This is a genomic window from Streptomyces aurantiogriseus, from assembly GCF_014649375.1.
Classification (GTDB): domain Bacteria; phylum Actinomycetota; class Actinomycetes; order Streptomycetales; family Streptomycetaceae; genus Streptomyces; species Streptomyces aurantiogriseus.
Genome location: NZ_BMSX01000002.1, coordinates 1 through 19,227, shown reverse-complemented (window position 1 = coordinate 19,227; position 19,227 = coordinate 1). Strand labels below are relative to the sequence as shown.

19 protein-coding genes and 3 pseudogenes are annotated in these 19,227 nt (G+C 69.4%); 12 read left to right on the top strand and 10 right to left on the bottom strand.

The annotated features are described in order from the left end of the window. The first annotated feature begins 46 nt into the window (after nucleotides 1–46). Entirely contained in the window at nucleotides 47–1,672 is a 1,626-nt protein-coding gene (gene aceB / locus IE263_RS03580) for a malate synthase A (RefSeq protein ID WP_189932110.1), read from the top strand. Between the two features lie 3 nt (nucleotides 1,673–1,675). Here the strand turns inward: aceB and IE263_RS03575 are convergent, their stop codons facing one another. The 5 genes and pseudogenes from IE263_RS03575 to IE263_RS03560 all read right to left on the bottom strand — a co-directional run bounded on the left by IE263_RS03575 (nucleotide 1,676) and on the right by IE263_RS03560 (nucleotide 5,168). Beyond that, nucleotides 1,676–1,951 carry an Rdx family protein gene (locus tag IE263_RS03575; RefSeq protein WP_189933120.1) on the bottom strand — a complete coding sequence of 92 codons (276 nt, stop codon included), beginning with the start codon at nucleotides 1,949–1,951 and terminating at the stop codon, nucleotides 1,676–1,678. Nucleotides 1,952–1,968: 17 nt separating this feature from the next. After that, nucleotides 1,969–2,883, bottom strand: coding sequence for a HipA family kinase (locus tag IE263_RS03570; RefSeq protein WP_189933123.1), 915 nt, complete (start codon nucleotides 2,881–2,883; stop codon nucleotides 1,969–1,971). 197 nt (nucleotides 2,884–3,080) lie between these two features. Further along, nucleotides 3,081–3,254 (bottom strand): annotated as a pseudogene (locus tag IE263_RS49900) (MFS transporter); the annotation flags it as partial. A 133-nt stretch (nucleotides 3,255–3,387) separates the two neighbouring features. Next, a complete protein-coding gene (locus IE263_RS03565; protein WP_189932108.1) occupies nucleotides 3,388–4,335 on the bottom strand; it encodes a hypothetical protein in 948 nt (315 codons plus the stop codon). 620 nt (nucleotides 4,336–4,955) lie between these two features. Beyond that, complete coding sequence (locus IE263_RS03560) at nucleotides 4,956–5,168, bottom strand: hypothetical protein (protein WP_189932106.1); 213 nt, start codon at nucleotides 5,166–5,168, stop codon at nucleotides 4,956–4,958. Between the two features lie 191 nt (nucleotides 5,169–5,359). Between IE263_RS03560 and IE263_RS03555 the strand changes: the two genes are divergently transcribed. Next, entirely contained in the window at nucleotides 5,360–5,656 is a 297-nt protein-coding gene (locus IE263_RS03555; RefSeq protein WP_189932104.1) for a hypothetical protein, read from the top strand. Here IE263_RS03555 and IE263_RS03550 read toward each other — a convergent pair. After that, complete coding sequence (locus IE263_RS03550; protein ID WP_189932102.1) at nucleotides 5,620–6,195, bottom strand: CBS domain-containing protein; 576 nt, start codon at nucleotides 6,193–6,195, stop codon at nucleotides 5,620–5,622. The genes IE263_RS03555 and IE263_RS03550 overlap by 37 nt on opposite strands. 173 nt (nucleotides 6,196–6,368) lie before the next feature. On the opposite strand from IE263_RS03550, the gene IE263_RS03545 reads away from it, so the two are divergent. Both IE263_RS03545 and IE263_RS03540 read left to right on the top strand, forming a co-directional pair. After that, nucleotides 6,369–6,581 (top strand): hypothetical protein, encoded by a 213-nt coding sequence (locus tag IE263_RS03545; RefSeq protein ID WP_189932100.1) that lies wholly within the window; start codon nucleotides 6,369–6,371, stop codon nucleotides 6,579–6,581. A 47-nt stretch (nucleotides 6,582–6,628) separates the two neighbouring features. Beyond that, nucleotides 6,629–7,024 carry a DUF2267 domain-containing protein gene (locus tag IE263_RS03540; protein WP_189932098.1) on the top strand — a complete coding sequence of 132 codons (396 nt, stop codon included), beginning with the start codon at nucleotides 6,629–6,631 and terminating at the stop codon, nucleotides 7,022–7,024. A 367-nt stretch (nucleotides 7,025–7,391) separates the two neighbouring features. Here the strand turns inward: IE263_RS03540 and IE263_RS03535 are convergent, their stop codons facing one another. Then, nucleotides 7,392–8,918 (bottom strand): IucA/IucC family protein, encoded by a 1,527-nt coding sequence (locus IE263_RS03535; RefSeq protein WP_189932096.1) that lies wholly within the window; start codon nucleotides 8,916–8,918, stop codon nucleotides 7,392–7,394. A gap of 102 nt (nucleotides 8,919–9,020) precedes the next feature. On the opposite strand from IE263_RS03535, the gene IE263_RS03530 reads away from it, so the two are divergent. Genes IE263_RS03530 through IE263_RS03520 form a run of 3 tightly spaced genes read left to right on the top strand, consistent with a single transcriptional unit; the run spans nucleotide 9,021 to nucleotide 12,662 of the window. Next, nucleotides 9,021–10,547, top strand: coding sequence for an IucA/IucC family protein (locus IE263_RS03530; protein WP_189932094.1), 1,527 nt, complete (start codon nucleotides 9,021–9,023; stop codon nucleotides 10,545–10,547). Between the two features lie 49 nt (nucleotides 10,548–10,596). Continuing rightward, nucleotides 10,597–11,859 (top strand): VWA domain-containing protein, encoded by a 1,263-nt coding sequence (locus IE263_RS03525; RefSeq protein WP_189932092.1) that lies wholly within the window; start codon nucleotides 10,597–10,599, stop codon nucleotides 11,857–11,859. Continuing rightward, entirely contained in the window at nucleotides 11,859–12,662 is an 804-nt protein-coding gene (locus IE263_RS03520; RefSeq protein WP_189932090.1) for a hypothetical protein, read from the top strand. The genes IE263_RS03525 and IE263_RS03520 overlap by 1 nt, the downstream gene beginning before the upstream one ends. A 44-nt stretch (nucleotides 12,663–12,706) precedes the next feature. Here IE263_RS03520 and IE263_RS03515 read toward each other — a convergent pair whose 3' ends face one another. After that, entirely contained in the window at nucleotides 12,707–13,339 is a 633-nt protein-coding gene (locus IE263_RS03515; RefSeq protein WP_189932088.1) for a winged helix-turn-helix transcriptional regulator, read from the bottom strand. A gap of 86 nt (nucleotides 13,340–13,425) precedes the next feature. Between IE263_RS03515 and IE263_RS03510 the strand changes: the two genes are divergently transcribed. Then, nucleotides 13,426–14,634 carry a pyridoxal phosphate-dependent aminotransferase gene (locus IE263_RS03510; protein WP_189932086.1) on the top strand — a complete coding sequence of 403 codons (1,209 nt, stop codon included), beginning with the start codon at nucleotides 13,426–13,428 and terminating at the stop codon, nucleotides 14,632–14,634. Nucleotides 14,635–14,670: 36 nt separating this feature from the next. Here the strand turns inward: IE263_RS03510 and IE263_RS03505 are convergent, their stop codons facing one another. Then, nucleotides 14,671–15,132 carry a hypothetical protein gene (locus IE263_RS03505; RefSeq protein ID WP_189932084.1) on the bottom strand — a complete coding sequence of 154 codons (462 nt, stop codon included), beginning with the start codon at nucleotides 15,130–15,132 and terminating at the stop codon, nucleotides 14,671–14,673. Nucleotides 15,133–15,273: 141 nt separating this feature from the next. On the opposite strand from IE263_RS03505, the gene IE263_RS03500 reads away from it, so the two are divergent. From IE263_RS03500 to IE263_RS03485, 4 genes and pseudogenes are all read left to right on the top strand, one after another. Beyond that, the gene (locus IE263_RS03500) at nucleotides 15,274–17,571 is read left to right on the top strand and encodes a hypothetical protein (RefSeq protein WP_189932082.1); all 2,298 of its coding nucleotides are present in this window, start codon (nucleotides 15,274–15,276) and stop codon (nucleotides 17,569–17,571) included. 139 nt (nucleotides 17,572–17,710) lie between these two features. Next, nucleotides 17,711–18,100, top strand: coding sequence for a hypothetical protein (locus IE263_RS03495; RefSeq protein ID WP_189932080.1), 390 nt, complete (start codon nucleotides 17,711–17,713; stop codon nucleotides 18,098–18,100). Between the two features lie 280 nt (nucleotides 18,101–18,380). Further along, nucleotides 18,381–18,668, top strand: a pseudogene (locus IE263_RS03490) (transposase); the annotation flags it as partial. A 65-nt stretch (nucleotides 18,669–18,733) separates the two neighbouring features. Then, complete coding sequence (locus IE263_RS03485; RefSeq protein WP_189932075.1) at nucleotides 18,734–19,042, top strand: hypothetical protein; 309 nt, start codon at nucleotides 18,734–18,736, stop codon at nucleotides 19,040–19,042. On the opposite strand, the pseudogene IE263_RS48210 reads toward IE263_RS03485, so the two are convergent. Then, a pseudogene (locus IE263_RS48210) lies at nucleotides 19,043–19,165 on the bottom strand (IS5/IS1182 family transposase); the annotation flags it as partial. It abuts the gene before it with no gap. Nucleotides 19,166–19,227 lie beyond the last annotated feature (62 nt).

Sequence of the window (19,227 nt, the reverse complement as noted above, 5' to 3'; positions counted from 1 at the left end):
GTCTCCTGGCACCCGGTGCCTCGCTCGCTGAAGGAAGTGACAGCTCATGTCCGCACCAGCGCCGTCCCCGCTGGCCATCGTCGACGCCGAGCCCCTGCCCCGGCAGGAGGAAGTCCTCACCGACGCGGCGCTGGCCTTCGTGGCCGAGCTGCACCGGCGGTTCACGCCCCGCCGCGACGAGCTCCTCGCCCGCCGCGCGGAGCGCCGCGCCGAGATCGCCCGCACCTCCACCCTCGACTTCCTCCCGGAGACCGCCGCGATCCGCGCCGACGACTCCTGGAAGGTGGCCCCCTCCCCCGCGGCCCTGGACGACCGCCGCGTCGAGATCACCGGCCCCACCGACCGCAAGATGACCATCAACGCCCTCAACTCGGGCGCCAAGGTGTGGCTCGCCGACTTCGAGGACGCCTCCGCGCCGACCTGGGAGAACGTCGTCCTCGGCCAGATCAGCCTCGCCGACGCCTACACCCGGAACATCGACTTCACCGACCCGGGGTCCGGGAAGTCGTACGCCCTGCGCCCGAACGACGAGCTCGCCACCGTCGTCATGCGCCCGCGCGGCTGGCACCTGAACGAGCGTCACCTCGTCGACGCCGACGGCAGCCAGGTCCCCGGCGCCTTCGTCGACTTCGGCCTCTACTTCTTCCACAACGCCCAGCGCCTGCTCGACCTCGGCAAGGGCCCGTACTTCTACCTCCCGAAGACCGAGTCGCACCTCGAAGCCCGCCTGTGGAACGACGTGTTCGTCTTCGCGCAGGACTACGTCGGCATCCCTCAGGGCACCATCCGCGCCACCGTCCTCATCGAGACGATCACGGCCGCGTACGAGATGGAGGAGATCCTCTACGAACTCCGCGACCACGCCTCCGGGTTGAACGCCGGCCGCTGGGACTACCTGTTCTCCATCGTCAAGAACTTCCGTGACGGCGGCGCCAGGTTCGTGCTCCCGGACCGCAACGCGGTCACGATGACGGCCCCGTTCATGCGGGCGTACACCGAACTCCTCGTCCGTACCTGCCACAAGCGCGGCGCGCACGCGATCGGCGGCATGGCGGCCTTCATCCCCTCGCGCCGGGACGCCGAGGTCAACAAGGTCGCCTTCGAGAAGGTCCGCGCCGACAAGGACCGTGAGGCGAACGACGGCTTCGACGGCTCCTGGGTCGCCCACCCCGACCTGGTGCCGATCGCCATGGAGTCCTTCGACCGGGTCCTCGGCGACAAGCCGAACCAGAAGGACCGCCTCCGTGAGGACGTCCACGTCGAGGCGGCCGACCTGATCGCGATCGACTCGCTGGACGCCAGGCCGACGTATCCCGGGCTCGTCAACGCCGTGCAGGTCGGCATCCGTTACATCGAGGCCTGGCTGCGCGGTCTCGGCGCGGTCGCCATCTTCAACCTGATGGAGGACGCGGCCACCGCGGAGATCTCCCGCTCCCAGATCTGGCAGTGGATCAACGCCGGCGTCGAGTTCGAGAACGGCGAGAAGGCCACCCCCGAGCTGGCCCGCAAGGTCGCCGCGGAGGAACTCGCGAGCATCCGGGCGGAGATCGGCGAGGAGGCCTTCGCGGCCGGGCACTGGCAGCAGGCCCACGACCTGCTGCTCCAGGTCTCCCTCGACGAGGACTACGCGGACTTCCTCACCCTGCCGGCGTACGAGCAGCTCAAGGGCTGACGCTCACGCGGGTCTGTCCGAGTGGCCCAGGGACCTCCCCGGGGCCACTCGGTCGCGTACGAGCCGCTTGACGGCCGTCGGCTCCGGGAAGCCCTGCTCGCGACGGTCCCAGACGACCTCGTCGTTCACCCGGACCACGAAGACCCCGCCCTTACCGGGCTTGAGGGCCAGTTCGCCCAGCTCCTCCTCGAAGGTCGTCAGCAGCTCCTGGGCGAGCCAGGCGGCGCGCGGCAGCCAGCGGCACTGCGTGCAGTACTCGATCTGAACGCGGTGGGTCACGTCCACGGCGGGGTCCGTCATCCCAGGTGCACCGACCAATCCTGTTCCGCGGCCGGCTTGCCGTGCAGGTCGGGGACCCGCTTGAGCCAGCTCGGCCGTCCTTGCTGGGTCTTCGCCGCGCGCAGGGCCTCCTCGGCGGCGAGCTCCTCCCGGGTGGGGAAGTCGGTGGGCAGCCAGGCCGCGGAGGCCCGCACGCGCGCGTGCAGGTAGTCCACGTACGCCGTCCGGGCGTCGTCGGGCGTCGCGAAGCCGGGTTCGTCCGCGAGCCAGGCGTCCGGGACCTCGGCGACGATCTCCCGCAGCAGCTCCTCGGTGACCTTCGGCGCCAGCTCGGCGTCGGCGGCGCGCACGTCGGGCGTGTAGTGGCCGAGGGCGTGGTGGCGGAAGTCGTAGGCCTTCGCGGGGTCCGAACCGTCCCAGCGGTGGTGGAAGACGAGGGCGGCGCCGTGGTCGATCAGCCACAGGCGCGGGGGCACGGTGCCGAACGTCGGCCAGAGCATCAGGTTGGAGCTGTGGACCGTACGGTCCACGTTGACGGTGAGGGCGTCGAGCCAGACGATCCGGCCCGCCTCCAGGGGGTCGACGCGGAAGGTCCTGGCGACCTCGGGGGTGAAGTCCTTCGCGCCCGGCAGGTAGTCCATGCCGAGGTTGACTCCCGCGCTCGCGCGGTGCAGGTCCCGCACCTCCTGGTGGGGCTCGCTCTCGGCGATCGCCGGGTCGAAGTGGACCATGACCAGCTCCGGGAAGCGCAGCCCCAGGGCCCGCGCCAGCTCTCCGACGACGATCTCCGCGACCAGCGCCTTGCGGCCCTGCGCGGAGCCGGTGAACTTCACGACGTACGTGCCCAGGTCGTCGGCCTCGACGACGCCGGGGACGGAGCCGCCGGAGCGCAAGGGCTGGATGTAGCGGGTGGCGGCCACCTCTCTCAACATCTTCCAAGGCCTCACAGCCTGATTACCTTATATCCCACGGTCAGCTCCCACGCGGTGCAATCCGGCGAAACGTCCACGATCAGTCCTGGGGAGAATCTGGGGGTAGCGACCGGCATGCTCGTCTCCCTGTCTCCCCAGCAGCCCGTCAACGGCGGCGCGCCCCTTGGTTCCGGCCTCCGGCATGAAGTGAGCATAGTAGCCACGGCCTCCCCTGCTTCCAGCATGACCGCGTCGACCAGGGCCTGGGCCTGCTGGGCTCCGCCTTGCGGCCTCTTCGCGACCTGCTGGGCGACGGCGAGGCCGCCGCCCAGCGAGTCCTTGGCGGTGTCCATCGCGGCGACCGGGAGGTGGCCGCCGACCAGGTCGGTCAGCGCGCCCGCCACCTCGCTCGAGACGGATTCGTGGCTCTGACGCGGTTCACGCCGGCGGTGTTCCGTCCCCCAGGTGCCGCCCGCTGCGGACAGCGGCTGCTCACGCGCTGTCCGACGGAGGGGGTACCCATCGTCACAGGGCGATGCGCGCCTCGGCGGCAGTGATGACCGCAGTGCGCCGACGATGGTCGCGCTCGTACTCCAGCACCTGCCCGGCCACGACGGGGTCGGCGCTGTGGAGGCGGGCTTTGATCTGCTCGGTCGTCATGTCGTCGTAGACGGGCCAGGGCTGGCTACCGCGCAGCCGCTCGATGGTGTTGAGGATCTCGGGCCGGTGGGCATGCGCTCGCTCGTAGCCCTCGATGACGGTGAGATCCGCCTGGGACAGCATGCGCAGTTGACCGGTGATGTCGCTGACCCCGAGCTGCTCATAGCCGGATACCGGCAGATCCTCGGCCCGGGTGACCGCGCCCGGTGTCTCGTCGGCCGCGCGCGCGGCCTCCTCGTCCGGCCCGCCTTCGGCGGCTGGACGACGACCGCCGTCGGCTTCTGCCGCAACGGCCGCGGCGTGTTCGGCAAGGCTGTCCTGAAGCCGTCGCAGCAGTTCCTCGTCCTGGCGCAGCAGCGCCTCGAACAGGTCGGCGGCAGCCCGGTCGCGGGCCCCTTCGGCAATGCTCTGACCGGCCCGGCAGGCTGCCACCGCCCGCGCGGTGATCGCGTACTCGTCCTCGGCGTTCCTCAGCAAGCGGCGCTCGCCGGCCGACTGCCGACCGCGCATGGCCTCGGCGGCGATCAGTGCGCCGATCTCCCAGGGCAGCCGGGTCAGCCGGACGGCGTCGCGGGCAAGGAGCCCGACCGACTGGATCGTGTCCTGCAGGGGGCGACGGGGGCGCAGGACGCGGAGACGGTCGTCAATGCGGGCGATGTGCTCCTGCGTGGCCGCCATGTGGTCTTCCAGTGCCGACCGGTGCGGGCCGACAGGAGTGACGTTCACATCGGACCGGAAACGGTCGAGGACCGCTGCGTGGGCCTGACGGACGTCTTCCAACGCCGGAATGAGCGCGTTCGTCGTCACTGCCATCAAAGACTCCCTCGCTGTCGGCGGGCCGTCGCAACCGGACTCTTCCTGCGATCGGGCCCCGAGCCATCCTCAACGAGCAGCCCGAAGATCGCCCCGTGAGCAAGGCAACGGCTGCCCGGCCGACACCCGCAACGGCTGCCCCGCCGACATCCGCAGCGTCGCCCGGCCGGCTGGCGCTGCGAGCGCCGGCATCCCGCTCGGTCGATCGGGTGAATCGCTCCGGGCCACGATGCCGTCCGTGCCGGGCGGAGTGAGCCAGGGCGGTTAATGTGCCACCGCCGCACGGCGAGGGCCTGCAACAGCAGCTGGGTCCGCCGTCCGGAACGCCGCCGACGCCGACTGTGATCAAAGGAGAAGCATGCGGTGAGGGAGTCCCCGGTCCCCTGCCTGGCTGCCGGTCTGCCGCAGGGCGCCGCGCCCGCAGCCCCACCCGCCCGGCCGGTGGAACCAGCGCCGAACAACATGGACCAAGGAGCCGGTGAGGCGACCGCCCAGCAGATGGTCGGCATGATCTGGACCTCGGCCATCCTGGCTTGGCATCGCTCACGTGGATGACAGCGTCCGTCGACCGTCGCGGGACCGTCTCACCCGGTGGCAGCCAGGTGCCACGCCGTTGTCGTTCACGGCTTCCACACCTCCGGCCCTCCCCCGTGCCACTCGACAAGACCCGACTCGGCAACGTCCACCTCGTCCCAGTGCGGCAGGCCGGCGTTCCGCAGGAAGACGGTCAGGTCGTGCAGGCTGTACGCGGTGCCGAGAACGTCTCCGTCGAGGCGCACCTGGCGGCCTCCGGTCTCGGACGGCGGGAAGACGATCACACGGCGCTCAGACATGGCACCAGCCTCCCCCGCGGCCGGCAGCATCTGCATCCCGGCCGCGGCCACCCGCAGGCAGACGTCCACGCACGCGGGTCGTGGCCCTGCTCGGCCGATCGCGATCGCTGGGCAGGCGGAGGTGGCGTCTTGGACCTACGGTGATCCAAGAGGGGTCGGCAGGCCGAACCGGCGTGGCAGAGGAGGCTGCGGTGGAGGAGCAGTTCGTCTGGGTGACCACGCGCCGCCTTCGGCCGGGCACCCTGGAGGATTTCGAGAGGGCATGGCGACCGGATCCGTACCCGAAGGGTCTGCGCCGCGCGTTCGCGTACTGGTCAGAGGACGGACAGGAGATCACAGGGGTGTCCTTCTGGGACTCCAGAGAAGCATGCGACTCCTGGCGGACCTCGGAGCCCGAGGCGCAGCGGCGCGCGGCGATGGCCCCCTACGTCGCCGAAGAGCGGGAAGGCTTCTACCGCGGCCGTGAACTCGCCGTCCCGCAGCGGTAGCCGCGGCGCGGCGGGCGGGGTGGGGTGCCCGCAAAGAACCGGCGGGCGGGCGTTGTGAGGAAGCCCGCCCGCCACGTAGGTGACCTGGAATCCGACACGGCTGATCGGCGGCAGGTGCCTCTCTGGTTCGGATCGGCGGCGCTGATGTCGCCGAGCGCCGAGTGCGGGTCACGTTCGACGGCGAGGTCGCCCAGCGAGATGACGCCCACCGGCCGGTCCTCCTCCACGACCGGCAGCCGGCGTATCGCCCGCTCCCGCATCAGCTGGATCGCGCGGTCCACGTCGTCGTCCGGAGAGACCGTGACCGTCTCCGTGCTGCAGACCTCCTGCACCGGTTTGCTGCTGATGTCGGCGCCCTCGGCAAGACCCCGCACCACCAGGTCCCTGTCGGTGACCACACCGCGCAGGTGGTCGTCCTCGATGACCAGGACGTCGCCGATGTTCTCATCCCGCATACGGCGCGCCACCTCGACCAACGGCGTCTGCGGCGCTACCCCGACCGGGTCTCTCGTCATGACTTCCCGAACCTGCTGAGCCATCGAATCCTCCTCGCCCGGACAGTGGGGGATCCCCCCGGCGGTTTCGGACGTCGACCGGATACCCGGTCGGCCAGGACGCTCACGTGCGACAGGTCTCGGCTGCGGTCAAGGATTTATCGTGTCTAGTGCACAGCTTTCGTACCGTGCTGCTCCTGCCGTCCGCGGGGGGCGACATGAAAGTCGAACTGGTCCAGCGGGCCGCCAACGCACTGTTCGACGTCCCGGACACCGTGCACGAGGAGATCATCACACTCATCGCGTCTGTGGCCGAGGAACCGAAGATCCAGGTCACGGAACTGGCCGCAGCGTTCGGTGAGTGGTGCTGGCTCGTGTACACCCTCCACGGAGACGTGATCGAAGTGCTGGACGTCGGCTGTGCTCGGTGACATCACCTCCGCAGCCACAGTCGTGGCCGTCTGCCCGGGAGGACATCATGCGTATGCAGTGGGACGCGTTTTTGTCCGCGGTCCAGGAACGTGGCGAATATCCCTCACGGGAGGAGGCGGAACGGGCTTCCCGCGTCGTCCTCGCCCTGCTGGGCGCGCATCTCGTGGGCGAGGCGCGGGCCGAGCTGGCCGCCCGGCTCCCCGAGACGATGGCGCTGGTACTGCTCAACCCGCTCCAGGCACACGAGCCTCTTCCGCCCGAGCGGTTCATCCGGGCAACCGCGGCCTGGATCGAAGGCGCGACGGAGAAGACCGCCACGTGGGATGTCAGCGCCGTGCTCAGCGTCGTGGCCGACACCGCAGGCGAAGACCTGATGAACCGGATCCTGATCCAGCTCCCCGATGGCTACGACCTGCTCTTCGGCCACCCCCAGCCGAAGTGACCACCGGGCCACGAGCCCGCAACGGCACCGCACTCACATCGCGAGCGCGTCGGCACAATGCCGGAGCCGCGCGGGCAGCACGATCCTGAACGATCGGTCGCCCGACGAGCGTTCACGTCCGTTCGACAGCAGAGCTCGCCGCCCGCGCGGACACCGCAGACGGCAGCCATCGACAAGCAACGGCAGAAAGGGCCGGGGCCCGGAAGTAGCGCGCAGGACGCCCGACCCGCGGAAAGGGCCGCGCTCCCGAGCGCGCGATATCGGGCGTGCACACGTGAGCAATCCACCGGCCGCGGTGACGTCCGTGAGCGCGCACCGCCACTGCGCCCGAGCGCCGAGGTCCACGGGCGTGCAGCGCGAGCGCAGATCATGTACAGGCCAGGGGGTTCGGGAGGGGCAGATAGCGGGCGTCGGCGCCGTCCGCGCCGGTCCAGCGCAGCAGGAGGTTGGTCTTGCCGGGCAGGGTGGGCGCGGTGAGCAGGGCACGAGCCTCGGGGAGGTCATGCCGGTCCAGCTCGTGGCGGGCGGCGGGCCAGGGGTCCAGGCCGGGGTGGTACTCGGCCAGGGTTGCGGCGACCTCGGTGAGGTGGTTGACGACCAGGCAGTACACCAGTCGCTCCCAGCCGGCGGCGCGGGACACGTCCGGCAGCAGCTTGACGCCCTCCGCGTCCCGGAACAGGGCCTGCACGGGGAGGCCGTCGGCGTCGACGGCGACCAGCGTGTTCTGCAGGTGGGCCTCGAGGACGACGCCGTGGCCGGCGAAGGCCGCGAGCGCCGGGGGCACGACGGCGGCGAGGTACGCCTCCCACCAGGCCGCCGGGTCCGCCGCGCCGGCCAGGGGGCTGTCCCGGGAGCCCTCCACGAGGCCCGCGGCGAGCAGGGGGGTCGCGCCGGGCAGGACATGGTCGCCGAGCCCGTCGCGGACGAGAACGGCCAGCTCCTCGAAGGCGAAGGCGGCGGTGCGGTAGCCGCGGTCGCTCAGCCAGGCCGCCCGGCCGTCGACCGCTGCGAAGGCCTTCGTGACGGCCGCGTCGGTCCGGCGGAGTTTCAGCAGGTCGTGGCGCCACAGCCGGCGGATGTCGTTGGTGATGCGCACGTCGAGACTGAACTTCAGGAACAGGTCCCGCTCGGGCGCGTACACCGTGCGCACGGCGGCGGTCGGCCAGGTCTCGTACGCGGTTGTGCCGAGCCGGATCAGACGGCCGTCGGCGAAGGCCGGCGCGAGGGCGCGGCGTGCCAGGTCGAGCTGCCAGGGATGGGCGGGCAGCAGCCGGTAGCCGGGCGGTGCCTCGCCGAGCGCGTCGAGGGCGGAGGTGTCGCCCTCCTCGACGACCAGGTCCTCGCGCAGGCCGAGAAGGACGAGCGGGAAGCGGGCGTGTGCCTCGGGGGCGTACGGCAGCCAGGCGGTGGCCGGGCCGCCGCCGCGTGCCTTGGGGGCGGGGTGGTGGGGGTGGCCGGTGACGAGGGACTGCTCGGAGCGCAGGTAGGGGTCGGCCGGCGGGGTGGCACGCGCGCGTGCGGTGAGCAGGGCGGCCACCGCGTCCCTGCTGTCGAGCATCTCGGCGGGCAGCTCGCGGTTGACGAGGCCGGTGTGGCGGCGCAGTTCCTCCGCGACGAGGGTGACGAGGCCGGCGTGGTCGAGGCGGTGCCAGGCGCCGGCCGCGTGGACCTCGGGCTCGGCGGGGCGCCGGTTGCCGCGGACGCGCAGCGGGCGGCCGGAGGGCAGCCGGTACACGAGCCGTCCGCCGCGCTCGGGCAGCGGCTCGGCCACCTCCCGCAGCAGGCAGTTCAGCAGCGGCGTGGCCGCGTAGGCGTCGGCGAGGCCGTCGACGCCGGTGCGTGCGGTGGGGTCGGCGGGCGCCACGGCCTCGGCGGGCGGGGGGATGAGGTCCACGCGTTGTACTCGTTCCCTACGGTTCTTTCGGGCGGGGATGATCAGTATCGCTGGCGTCACGGCCCCGCCCCGACGTCCTACTCGTACCCGAGGAGCCCGCCCGTGCACCGTCCCCCCACCGCCGAGGCCGAGCTGGCCGCCGAGCTCGCCACCGTGCGCCCCGCGCTCGGACCGCGGTTCGCGGCCGAGCTGCCCGGCGCCCGCGCGGCCGTGCTGACGCGGCTGTGGCGGGCGCTCGCCCATGAGCCGCTGCCGTGGATCGAGCGCCGCGAGCCGGGCCGGGAGGGCCTCGCGCTGCGCCTCACCGACGGCCGCCGCCTGCACGGCCCGCTCGCCGACCCGTACGCGACCGCCGCGTACGTGACCGCCGTACGCCTGGACGGGGCGGCGGGCGGCGGGGTGGTGTACGACGATCCCGCGCGGCTGATGACGGACCTGGCCGTGCCGCACGGCGGGGGCCTCGCGGCCGAACTCGCCCACAGTGTGGCGTCGTTGGCCCTGTCCCGGGCCGGCCAGGGCCCTCACTCGAAGGAGTGGCCCGCGCACGACTGGGAGTGGGAGCAGCGGGTCGTCGACGGGCATCCGTACCACCCCAACTGCCGTTCGCGGCCCGGCTTCTCGGTCGCCGAGCAGCTCGCGTACGGACCGGAGCACCGGCCGCCCTCGGTGCGGCTGGGGCTGCTGCCGGTGCCGCGTGAGGAGTGTCTCGTCGCGGGTGAGTGGCCCGGGGAGCTGCGGGACGGGGAGCGGCTGTTGATCCCCGTGCATCCGTGGCAGGCGGCGCACGTGCTCAAGCGGACGTGCGAGGAGGGTCTCGCGGCGCATCCGCTGATGTCGCTGCGCACGCTCGCCGTGCCGGACGGACCGCAGGTGAAGACGGCGTTGAGCGCCCGGCTGACGTCCTCCGTGCGGGACATCTCCGTCGGCTCGGTGGTCTCCTCGGCGGCCCTCTCGGCGTTCGCGGAGACCTTGGCGGCGCGCACGGACGGACTGCTCCACATGACGCGGACGTGGGGCGCGGCCACCGCCGACTCACCCGACCTGGCGGCCGTGTTGCGTGAGTCGCCGGCCGTGTACGCGGGCCCGGGTGAGCATGTCGTACCGGTGGCGGCCCTCGCCACCACCGAACTGCCCGCCTCCCCCGCGTGGCTGGCGGAGTTCGCGCGGCTCGCGCTCTCCGTCGGGCTGCGGCTGCTGGAGCTGGGCGTCGCGTTGGAGGCGCACGGGCAGAACCTGCTGGTCGTGCTGTCGGCGTCGGGCGCCCCGCTGCGGCTGGTCTACCGCGACCTCGCCGACATCCGCGTCAGCCCGGCCCGGCTGGCCCACCACGGTCTGCCGCTGCGGACGTTGCCCGAGCTGCCGGAGCGGATCCTCACGGACGACGTGAGCGCACTGCGGCGCAAGCTGTTCGGCTCGCTGGTGGCGGGCGCGCTGGCGTCGACCGCGGGAAGCGGGGAGGCCCTGGGGGCGGCGCTGGAGGCGGCCGTACGGGAGGTGCCGCGTACCGCGGACCTCACCGCGCTGTGCGAGGAGCCGCTGCCGGTGAAGGCGTTGACGCTGATGCGGTTGTCGCCCGGGGTGGCCGGTGACCAATGGGCGGAGCTGCCCGGTCCGCTGCGTGCACCGTAGCCCGGAGGCCGTTTTGTGGCCGGACACCTCTGATCAATAAGATCCGCCGATGATCAGAACACAACGGCTGGCGGCGGGCGTGTGCGCCCTGCTCGCCGCGCTCGCGGCCGGGATCGCGTTCCCGGCCGGGGCGGTCGCCGACGAGACCACAGCCAGCGCCCCGAAGGTCGACCTGGTCCTCGACGTCAGCGGTTCGATGCGGGCGAAGGACATCGACGGCGGGACGCGGATGGCCGCGGCCAAGCAGGCGTTCAACGAGGTGCTGGACGCGACCCCGGAGAACGTTCTTCTCGGCATCCGCACCCTCGGCGCCAACTACCCGGGGGACGACCGGAAGGCGGGCTGCAAGGACACCGCGCAGCTGTACCCGGTCGGCCCGCTGGACCGGACCGAGGCCAAGACGGCGGTGGCGACCCTCTCCCCCACCGGCTGGACGCCGATCGGTCCCGCCCTGCTGAAGGCGGCCGACGACCTCGACGGCGGCACCGGCTCCAAGCGCATCGTGCTGATCAGCGACGGCGAGGACACCTGCGCGCCGCTCGACCCGTGCGAGGTGGCCCGCGAGATCGCGGCCAAGGGCATCGGCCTGACCATCGACACCCTCGGTCTGGTGCCCAACGTCAAGATGCGGCAGCAGCTCAGCTGCATCGCCGAGGCCACCGGCGGTACGTACACCTCGGTGGAGCACACCGACGAACTCACCGACCGCGTCAACCAGTTGGTGGACCGGGCGGCGGACCCCGTGGTGACGCCGGTCGCCACGCAGGGCGCGGACTCCTGCGCGAAGGCGCCGACGCTGAAGTCGGGTCTGTACACCGACCGTGAGGAGTTCGGCCAGGAGCGCTGGTACCGCGTGGACGTCGACCCGGGCCAGGAGCTGCGGGCCTCGGTGAGCGTGTCGGCGGACCGGGACATGAACCCCGACTACGGGGTGCTGTTGCGGGCGGTCACGGTGCACGGCCGGGAGATCGTGCGCGGAGAGGCGGCGGGCATCGGCCGTACGGACGTGATCTCGACCGGTCTGCGCTACCCGAAGGCGGAGAGCGACGAGGACGAGGCGCCGGCCGAGACCGTGTGCCTCCAGGTGACGAACTCCTTCTCTGCGGCCTCCGGGGTGAAGACCACGCCCGGCATGCCGCTGGAACTGACCGTGGACGTCGTCGACGGCCCCTCGCAGGCGAGCGACGTGGCCTCCTTCGGTCTCGGCCGCGGCTGGTGGCTGCTCGGCGCCCTGGTGCTGACCGGCTTCCTCGCGGGTCTGCTCTGGGGCTGGCTGTCCCGCTGGCGTGTCTCGATCTGGAGGACCAACTGATGCGGATCACACGCGTGGTGAGCGCGACCCTGCTGGCCCTCGGCCTGGCGGCCGGCCCCGCCGCGGCCGACTCCACCCCCTCCGCGAGCCCCTCGGAGGACAGCTCGGCACCGACCGAGGCGGGCACGTCGTTCCGTACGGCGGCGGAGATCGACCAGGGCCGGACGGTCACCGCGAGCGGCTCCGCCGGCGACTACCTGTACTGGTCGTTCCCGGCCGACGCGGGACAGCGGCCCACGGTCAAGGCGAAGGTGAAGCTCCCGCAGGAGCACGCCGGCCAGACCTGGCAGATCGACGTGTACGACGGCCTGCGCCGCCGCCAGGCCTGCCAGTACGGCGCCCAGGCGCGGACCGCCGCCCCGGGCACCGCCTCCGTCGATCTGGCCTGTGTCCTGCGCACGGTCCGCGCCTGGTCCGAGCCGTGGGCCGACGACCCGCTGCCGGGGACGTACTACGTCCGCCTGACGGTCGTCGGCCTGAAGACGGCCGACCTCGGTCTCCCGATGGACGCCGAACTGCGGGTGGACTCGGAGGACATCGGCGGGTCGGCGGCGGTGGACGGCTCGCTGGCCGAGCCGCTGGTGCCGGGTGTCGCGGTCACGTCCGAGGCCGATGAGGAGGATGCGTCGGCCTCGGCCGTCCTGTCGAGCATCGAGCCGGAGGACGGCTGGTCGTCCGGATGGTGGTCGGACCGGTGGGTGTGGACGGCGGTGGGCGGCATACTGGCCGCGCTCGCCGGGATCGGCGGGTACGCGCTGACGCGCGGCTCGGGACGCCCCACACGGGTCCCACCAGCCGCCTGACACTTCCTCAGAGGGCCCACCGCAGCACTGCGGTGGGCCCTCTCTCATGCCTCCCGCAACGCCTTGGCGAGCGTGCCGTCCCCGCTCACGCCGATCCGCCCGGCCCGCACCGCGTCGCGCAGGCTCACCTCCCCCTGCGCCACGGCCGTACAGGTGCCGACGTCCAGGACGAGCCGCGCGTCGGGCTCCCCGGGCGCGGGCCCCTCGCCGTACACGGGACCCTCCACCGCACCCACGAACAGATGGAAGTCCCCTTCCTCCACCCGGACTTCGACGAGCCCGCTCTCCTGCCCCTCCAGCGCGCGCAGCAGGGGCAGGGCGAACCAGTGGGCGCGGACGGCGTCGGTGGGCCGCCGCTCGCCCAGCTCCGTCTGCCCCCACGCCCCGAGCGCCTGGAGGACGGGCAGCAACTGCCGTCCGCGCTCGGTGAGTTCGTACACGTAGGCCGCGCCGGGAGGAGGCAGTCGGCGGCGGGTGGAGAGCCCGTCCCGCTCCATGTCCTTCAGCCGCGAGGCGAGTACGTCCGTGCTGACGCCCGGCAGATCGGCGTGCAGGTCCGTGTAGCGGCGCGGGCCGGCGAGCAGTTCCCGGACGATCAGCAGGGTCCAGCGGTCGCCGACGACGTCGAGCGCGCGGGCGGCGGAACAGTACTGGTCGTAGCTTCGGCGACGAGACATGCGACGCAGTCTAGACATGTCGTTGGACTTTCCAAGCCGGAACTTGGTAAAACCAAGCAACACCAATACCGGAGGGGCGAGCGCGCATGGAGTTCCGGCAGTCGAACAAGCTCAGCGAGGTCTGTTACGAGATCCGCGGCCCGGTGATCGAGCACGCCAACGCACTGGAGGAGGCGGGCCACAGCGTGCTGCGCCTGAACACCGGCAACCCGGCGCTCTTCGGCTTCGAGGCGCCGGAGGAGATCCTCCAGGACATGATCCGGATGCTCCCGCAGGCGCACGGCTACACGGACTCGCGCGGCATCCTCTCCGCCCGCCGGGCGGTCGCCCAGCGGTACCAGAACCGGGGCCTGGAGGTCGACGTCGACGACGTCTTCCTCGGCAACGGCGTCTCCGAGCTGGTCTCCATGGCCGTACAGGCGCTGGTGGAGGACGGTGACGAGATCCTGATCCCGGCCCCCGACTTCCCCCTCTGGACGGCGGTGACGACCCTCGCCGGCGGCAAGGCGGTCCACTACCTCTGCGACGAACAGTCCGACTGGTACCCGGACCTGGACGACATGGCGTCGAAGATCACGGACCGCACGAAGGCCGTGGTCATCATCAACCCGAACAACCCCACCGGGGCCGTCTACCCGAAGGAGATCGTCGAGGGCATCCTCGACCTGGCCCGCCGCAACGGCCTGATGGTCTTCGCCGACGAGATCTACGACCAGATCCTCTACGACGACGCCGTCCACCACTCCGCCGCCGCGCTCGCGCCTGACCTCGTGGTCCTGACCTTCTGCGGCCTGTCGAAGACCTACCGGGTGGCGGGCTTCCGCTCGGGCTGGCTGGTCGTCACCGGACCCAAGCAGCACGCGAAGGACTACCTGGAGGGCCTCACCATGCTGGCCTCCATGCGCCTGTGCGCCAACGCGCCCGCCCAGTACGCCATCCAGGCCGCGCTCGGCGGCCGCCAGTCCATCCACGAACTGACCGCACCGGGTGGACGACTGCGCGAGCAGCGGGACGTCGTCTGGGAGAAGCTCAACGAGATCCCGGGCGTGTCGTGCGTCAAGCCCAAGGGCGCGCTGTACGCGTTCCCGCGCCTCGACCCCGAGGTGCACAAGATCCACGACGACGAGAAGTTCGTCCTGGACCTCCTGCTCCGCGAGAAGATCCAGGTGGTCCAGGGCACCGGCTTCAACTGGCCCACCCCCGACCACTTCCGCATCCTCACCCTGCCGTACGCGGAGGATCTGGAGGCGGCGATCGGGCGGATCGGGCGGTTCCTCAGCGGGTACCGGCAGTAGGACCTCCCGGCCCCTTCAGCCGGGAACCGGGACCTGTCAGAGGTCAGGACGGATCTTGCTGCCTCCGTGGGCGATACGGATCTTGCCTTCCGCCCCGATCAGGCGGAAGTGGATGCGCCCGGCTCCCGGGGTGAAACGAGCGTGGAGGTGGAATGTCCGCTCCTCGCCGTCCAAGTCCTGGAACTTGCACACCCGCTTGCGTGTTTCGCCCTCGGGGGTCACCTTGGACTGCCACTCCGGCTCGTTCGACGCGGACGGGTCCCACGCGGCGGTCGAGGCCTCCAGCCGTTCGAGACAGCGTCGTACGGGCACGACCCAGCGCGGGTCCAGGTCGCTGAGCTGGTACTCGGTCCGGGGCAGAAACTGCAGGTGCGGGTAGAGCTCGGCGCGGAGTTCCCAGATCTGGCGGCCGGTTGCGGCGCGGGCCAGACTCGATGCCGGATCCAGGCGCGGTGTTCGTCCACGTGCGGTTCGGTCGAAAGCTCCGGGCGTCTCCAAGCTCAAGAAATCCTCATATCCGTGCGGATGATCTAGATCTTTAGCTCTCAAAACCGACACATCCTGGTTACAAGGTGGTGGCCGCGATGAGAATGCCCGTGGTTTGATTCCGCCAAGCGATCACCTCGAGGGAGGGATCGCATGGATTCCAGGGGGGAATCAATGAGCAGTCGCTCATCCAGATCTGTGGCCCAGATGACGGGCGGTATCTGTGTAACTGCACTGCTGGCTGGCGCACTTACGGGGTCACCCGCCATCGGTGCGTCGACGCAGACGGCGGCTGCAGCTGCCGCCTCGTGCCCGTCAGCGATACCTACCTATGTGGTAACGCCCAACGGGTCGCCGTCGCTCACTTCAACTCTGAGGCGATACGTAGACTGGGACCCGCAGAGCGCTGGCCACCTCTTCAGTGCTGAGAAGAGTGCCGGTCTGGCGTACGGGCACCGTGTCTTTTCTGGCGGCGGTACACGCCTTTTCAAGATCGGCCAGATAGGCGGGGGCTGGGACGCCCGCACTTTGGGCTCGTTCAGGGATCAGTCAGAGACGGGTGGCTCGCTACTGAGCCTCGAGTACACGTACGAGGCGCGGGCGGGGCAGAATTGGAATGCGTACACGCGTATCTGGTCCGACGCGGACGGCAGGGTTGTCAACTTCGACGAGGCCGGCAACCTCAATGTTTACGTCGAGCAGTTCCCGGACGGGACCACGGCATCGGCAAGGATGTCCCGGCTGGCGCAACTCCCTGCCACCAACCCGGCCCTGGTGGAGCTGAGCAAGTCGACGTCCATCTGGTCCACTGGAAACAAGATCTACGGCTTGCTGAATGAAACCATCCGGTCTTGGGATTACAGCGCTGCTCTCAACAGCATCACGCTCGGCCCCAGTGCGGCCGGGACCGTCGTCGCCACTGGGCTAACTGGCGCGGCGACCGCTTGGAGCCCCGCGCCTGGCGTGTTCTACACCAAAACCACCGACGGCGCGGTCAAGAAGTACGCTGGATCGCCCCTGGCGCTCATCAACGATGATTTCGCTGTTGGACTGAAGGGCAGTGTCTTCGCTGCTGCCGCTTCCTGTCTCTCGAGCGCAGGTGACGAGAAGCCCTACTTCGGCCAGATACCGGTTGATGATCCCAGCGTCCCGTCGGTGCCTCCAGCGTCGACCACCAGCCCTCCTCCATCGGGCCCCGAGGTAGTCTCCGGTCGATTCCTTCTACCTGACGGAAGCCCGGCTGCTGGGATGAACGTTGTTGTAGAGGCTTCCGACCTTCTGCCAGCGGACAACGAGAGCGTCGTCAATCTTCCCGACCTTGGCTCGACGACAACCGACGCAGACGGCAACTGGTCTCTGACCATCCCGGAATCGTTGCCACCTGAGGTGCAGACCGCGGTAAGCAACAATGGTGGTGCGCTCAATGTCACTGCCACGACCACGGGTAGGTCGGAATCCGGAGTCACGCTCGTAGGTACGGATAACTTGACGGCCGCTCCTGAGGATCCCGGCACGGGTACTCGCACACGTTTCGCCACGACCGTCACTGAGGAAGAGGGCGGAAACAGCGTCAAACTGCTCCCAGCGCTGGCCGACCCTGAGACGGTCGTCCCGGACCCCACCACTGAGGAGCAGCAGACCACGTATGCGGCACAGCTGGATACGCAGCCTACAGACGACCCCAATCAGGTGGCGCCAAGGTGGCAGAGTGACCGTGGGACGTCACCGGAGGATCACAACCCGTACCTGATCAACGGTACCGACATCACCTCCGAGCAGGTAACTCCACGTGCTGACACCTGCTATTGGGATTCGCAGGTTGTTTCTCGCCAGATCTCGTACACCGTCGTGGGCGAGTCGCACGCCTACTGGGATGCAGCCGGCAATGTCGAATATAAGTCGACTCTCTCGAATACCATCGACGTCGGTTACAGTGCCAAGGGTAGTCTCTGGTCCGTGAGCGGGTCGGCCTCCATTGGAAGCTCGGCAGCAGGTGTTTCTGGATTCAGTTGGCGGGGCCCGTACGTGGCCAAGCAGTGGAAGGTCCCGATCGAATACAATAAGATCAAAAAGACCTGGCGCTGCGGTGGAGTCCCCGTGGATTCCTATTATGAAATTCGACCCAGTAAGTTTAAGGTTCCTGCCGGACAGCCCGTCGGCGCCTACGGCAAGGATGCAAGGCAGCTTGACGGGCCTGTCCGCTACGCGAATTCGAACCCTAAGTACCGGAGCTGGCTGGCGCCCTACGGTACCTGGGCGGTTGAGGTAGGCAAGAGCGTCAAATGGTCGGGGGCGGCTGTGGTGCTCGGCGTGTCCCTCGGCGCTTCCACGAGCTACGACTCGAGCCACAAGCAGAACATCAGGGCGGGCGGTAAGACCGCACGCAAGCACTACATTTGGGGTTACAGTGCGCCTCCCGGGGCCCATATGGGCGTCATTTACTCGAACTAGTCTCGCTATCGCGATAGCAGCGGCATGTTTCGCGGCCTCGGGATGTTCGAGTGCGAATCCTTCGGGGCAAGCGAGGGCTGGTGCTGCCCTCAGCGGAGGCAACCATTCGGCCGGAACTGCTGGTTATCCGCAGGCGTCGGTGGGCGAAGAATTCTGGTTCGCTATGCCACTGCCAACAAACATGTCAGATCGCGACGTTAAGATCACGAATGCCGAGGTGCTGGATGTACCTCAGGGAATTGAAGTGATCGGATACGGGGCCTACAACCTCGAGGATACCCAGGGGTTGCCTCTCATTGTTCCGGAGGGGTATCCCTACACCCCCAAGTACAGAGAGTTCAAGGATTACTCTAAAGAGGGTTTTACGGTGAAATCGAAGAAGGTAAGTGACGTCTTTTATGTCGCGCACCTTCGAGTCACCGGAAAGATCCAGAGGAATGTAAGTGAGTGCAGGTTCGAGTACCGGCAGGGCGAGGTAGTTTACACTCAAACGCTCAGGTGTGGACTCGAACTGCGACTCAAGAAGTGATTCTGCGGGCGCGAACCCTAAATTCGGGGTTCGCGCCCGCACCCTCGCCACATTAAGTAAACAGATCAATCCGTGTCCACGCGTCGAATCGCGTCCCAGAAAGCGCCTGACGTGACGCATCTGGGCCTCAACCAAATGGTTGGGACCGTTCAATCTTGATCGTCGTCCTCTAGTACTCCAGCCGGACTTCTGTATTTTTGCTGGTCAACGGCCTGGCGGTGGGGAGTGTAGCGAGGGTTTGGCGTGGGTGGGGTGGCCTTGGGCCGGCCGTCCCGCGAACGTGTGCCCGCGCCGCATAATGTCAACGCTCCGAGCAATCCGTTGCCGTGATGCACGACGTATCGACGAACAGCTCGCCGAGCACGCCGGCCACACCAGCCCACACGGCCCGCAGCACCTGCTCTCCCACAGCCGCTGGGACGCCGATGGCCGCCGCGACGACCTCCAGGCATACATGGCCGAACAACTCGGCCAAGCAGACGGTGTGTTGATCCTTGACGACACCGGCTTCATGAAGAAAGGCACCACCTCCGCCGAAGTGCAGCGCCAGTACTCCGGCACTGCCGGGACCTGTAGCTGAGTTGGCGTGCAGGATGAGTAACCATGCTCAGGTGCGTCTACGGATGGGGCGGCATGCTGGCGGACATGCAGCGTCCTTCGGTGTGGATGGATCTTGGGCTGGCGATCGCGCTTCTTCCGGTGTCGGCCATGCTGATCTTCTGGCTCGGGATGCATGTGATGTTCTCGGGTGACGCCCTTGGATCCTCCGGCATTCGCACTGCCCAAGCCGGGCGGCGCGGGGCGTGGATCTGCGGTTGCTCAGCGGTCGTGGCGGGTGGCGGGTTGATGGGCCTGCGGTTGTGGATCGCCGGGTCCGTTCACTTGCTTGTTCTCGGTGCGGCGACTGTTCTGTTTGCCGGCGTTGCTGCTCAGAATGGTTGATCACAGCAGTCGCCGGTAGCAGATCAGAGCGCTGGCGAGGCCGACGAAGGCGAGGAAGTGCTCGGCGTAGCGGCGGTGCAGGCGGCGGCAGCCGCCCAGCCACGACAGCGTGCGTTCGATGACCTAACGAGTTGGTGCGTGATAGCGGGTGGGGTGTCGTGCCCGGCCGGTGGCATGATCCGTCT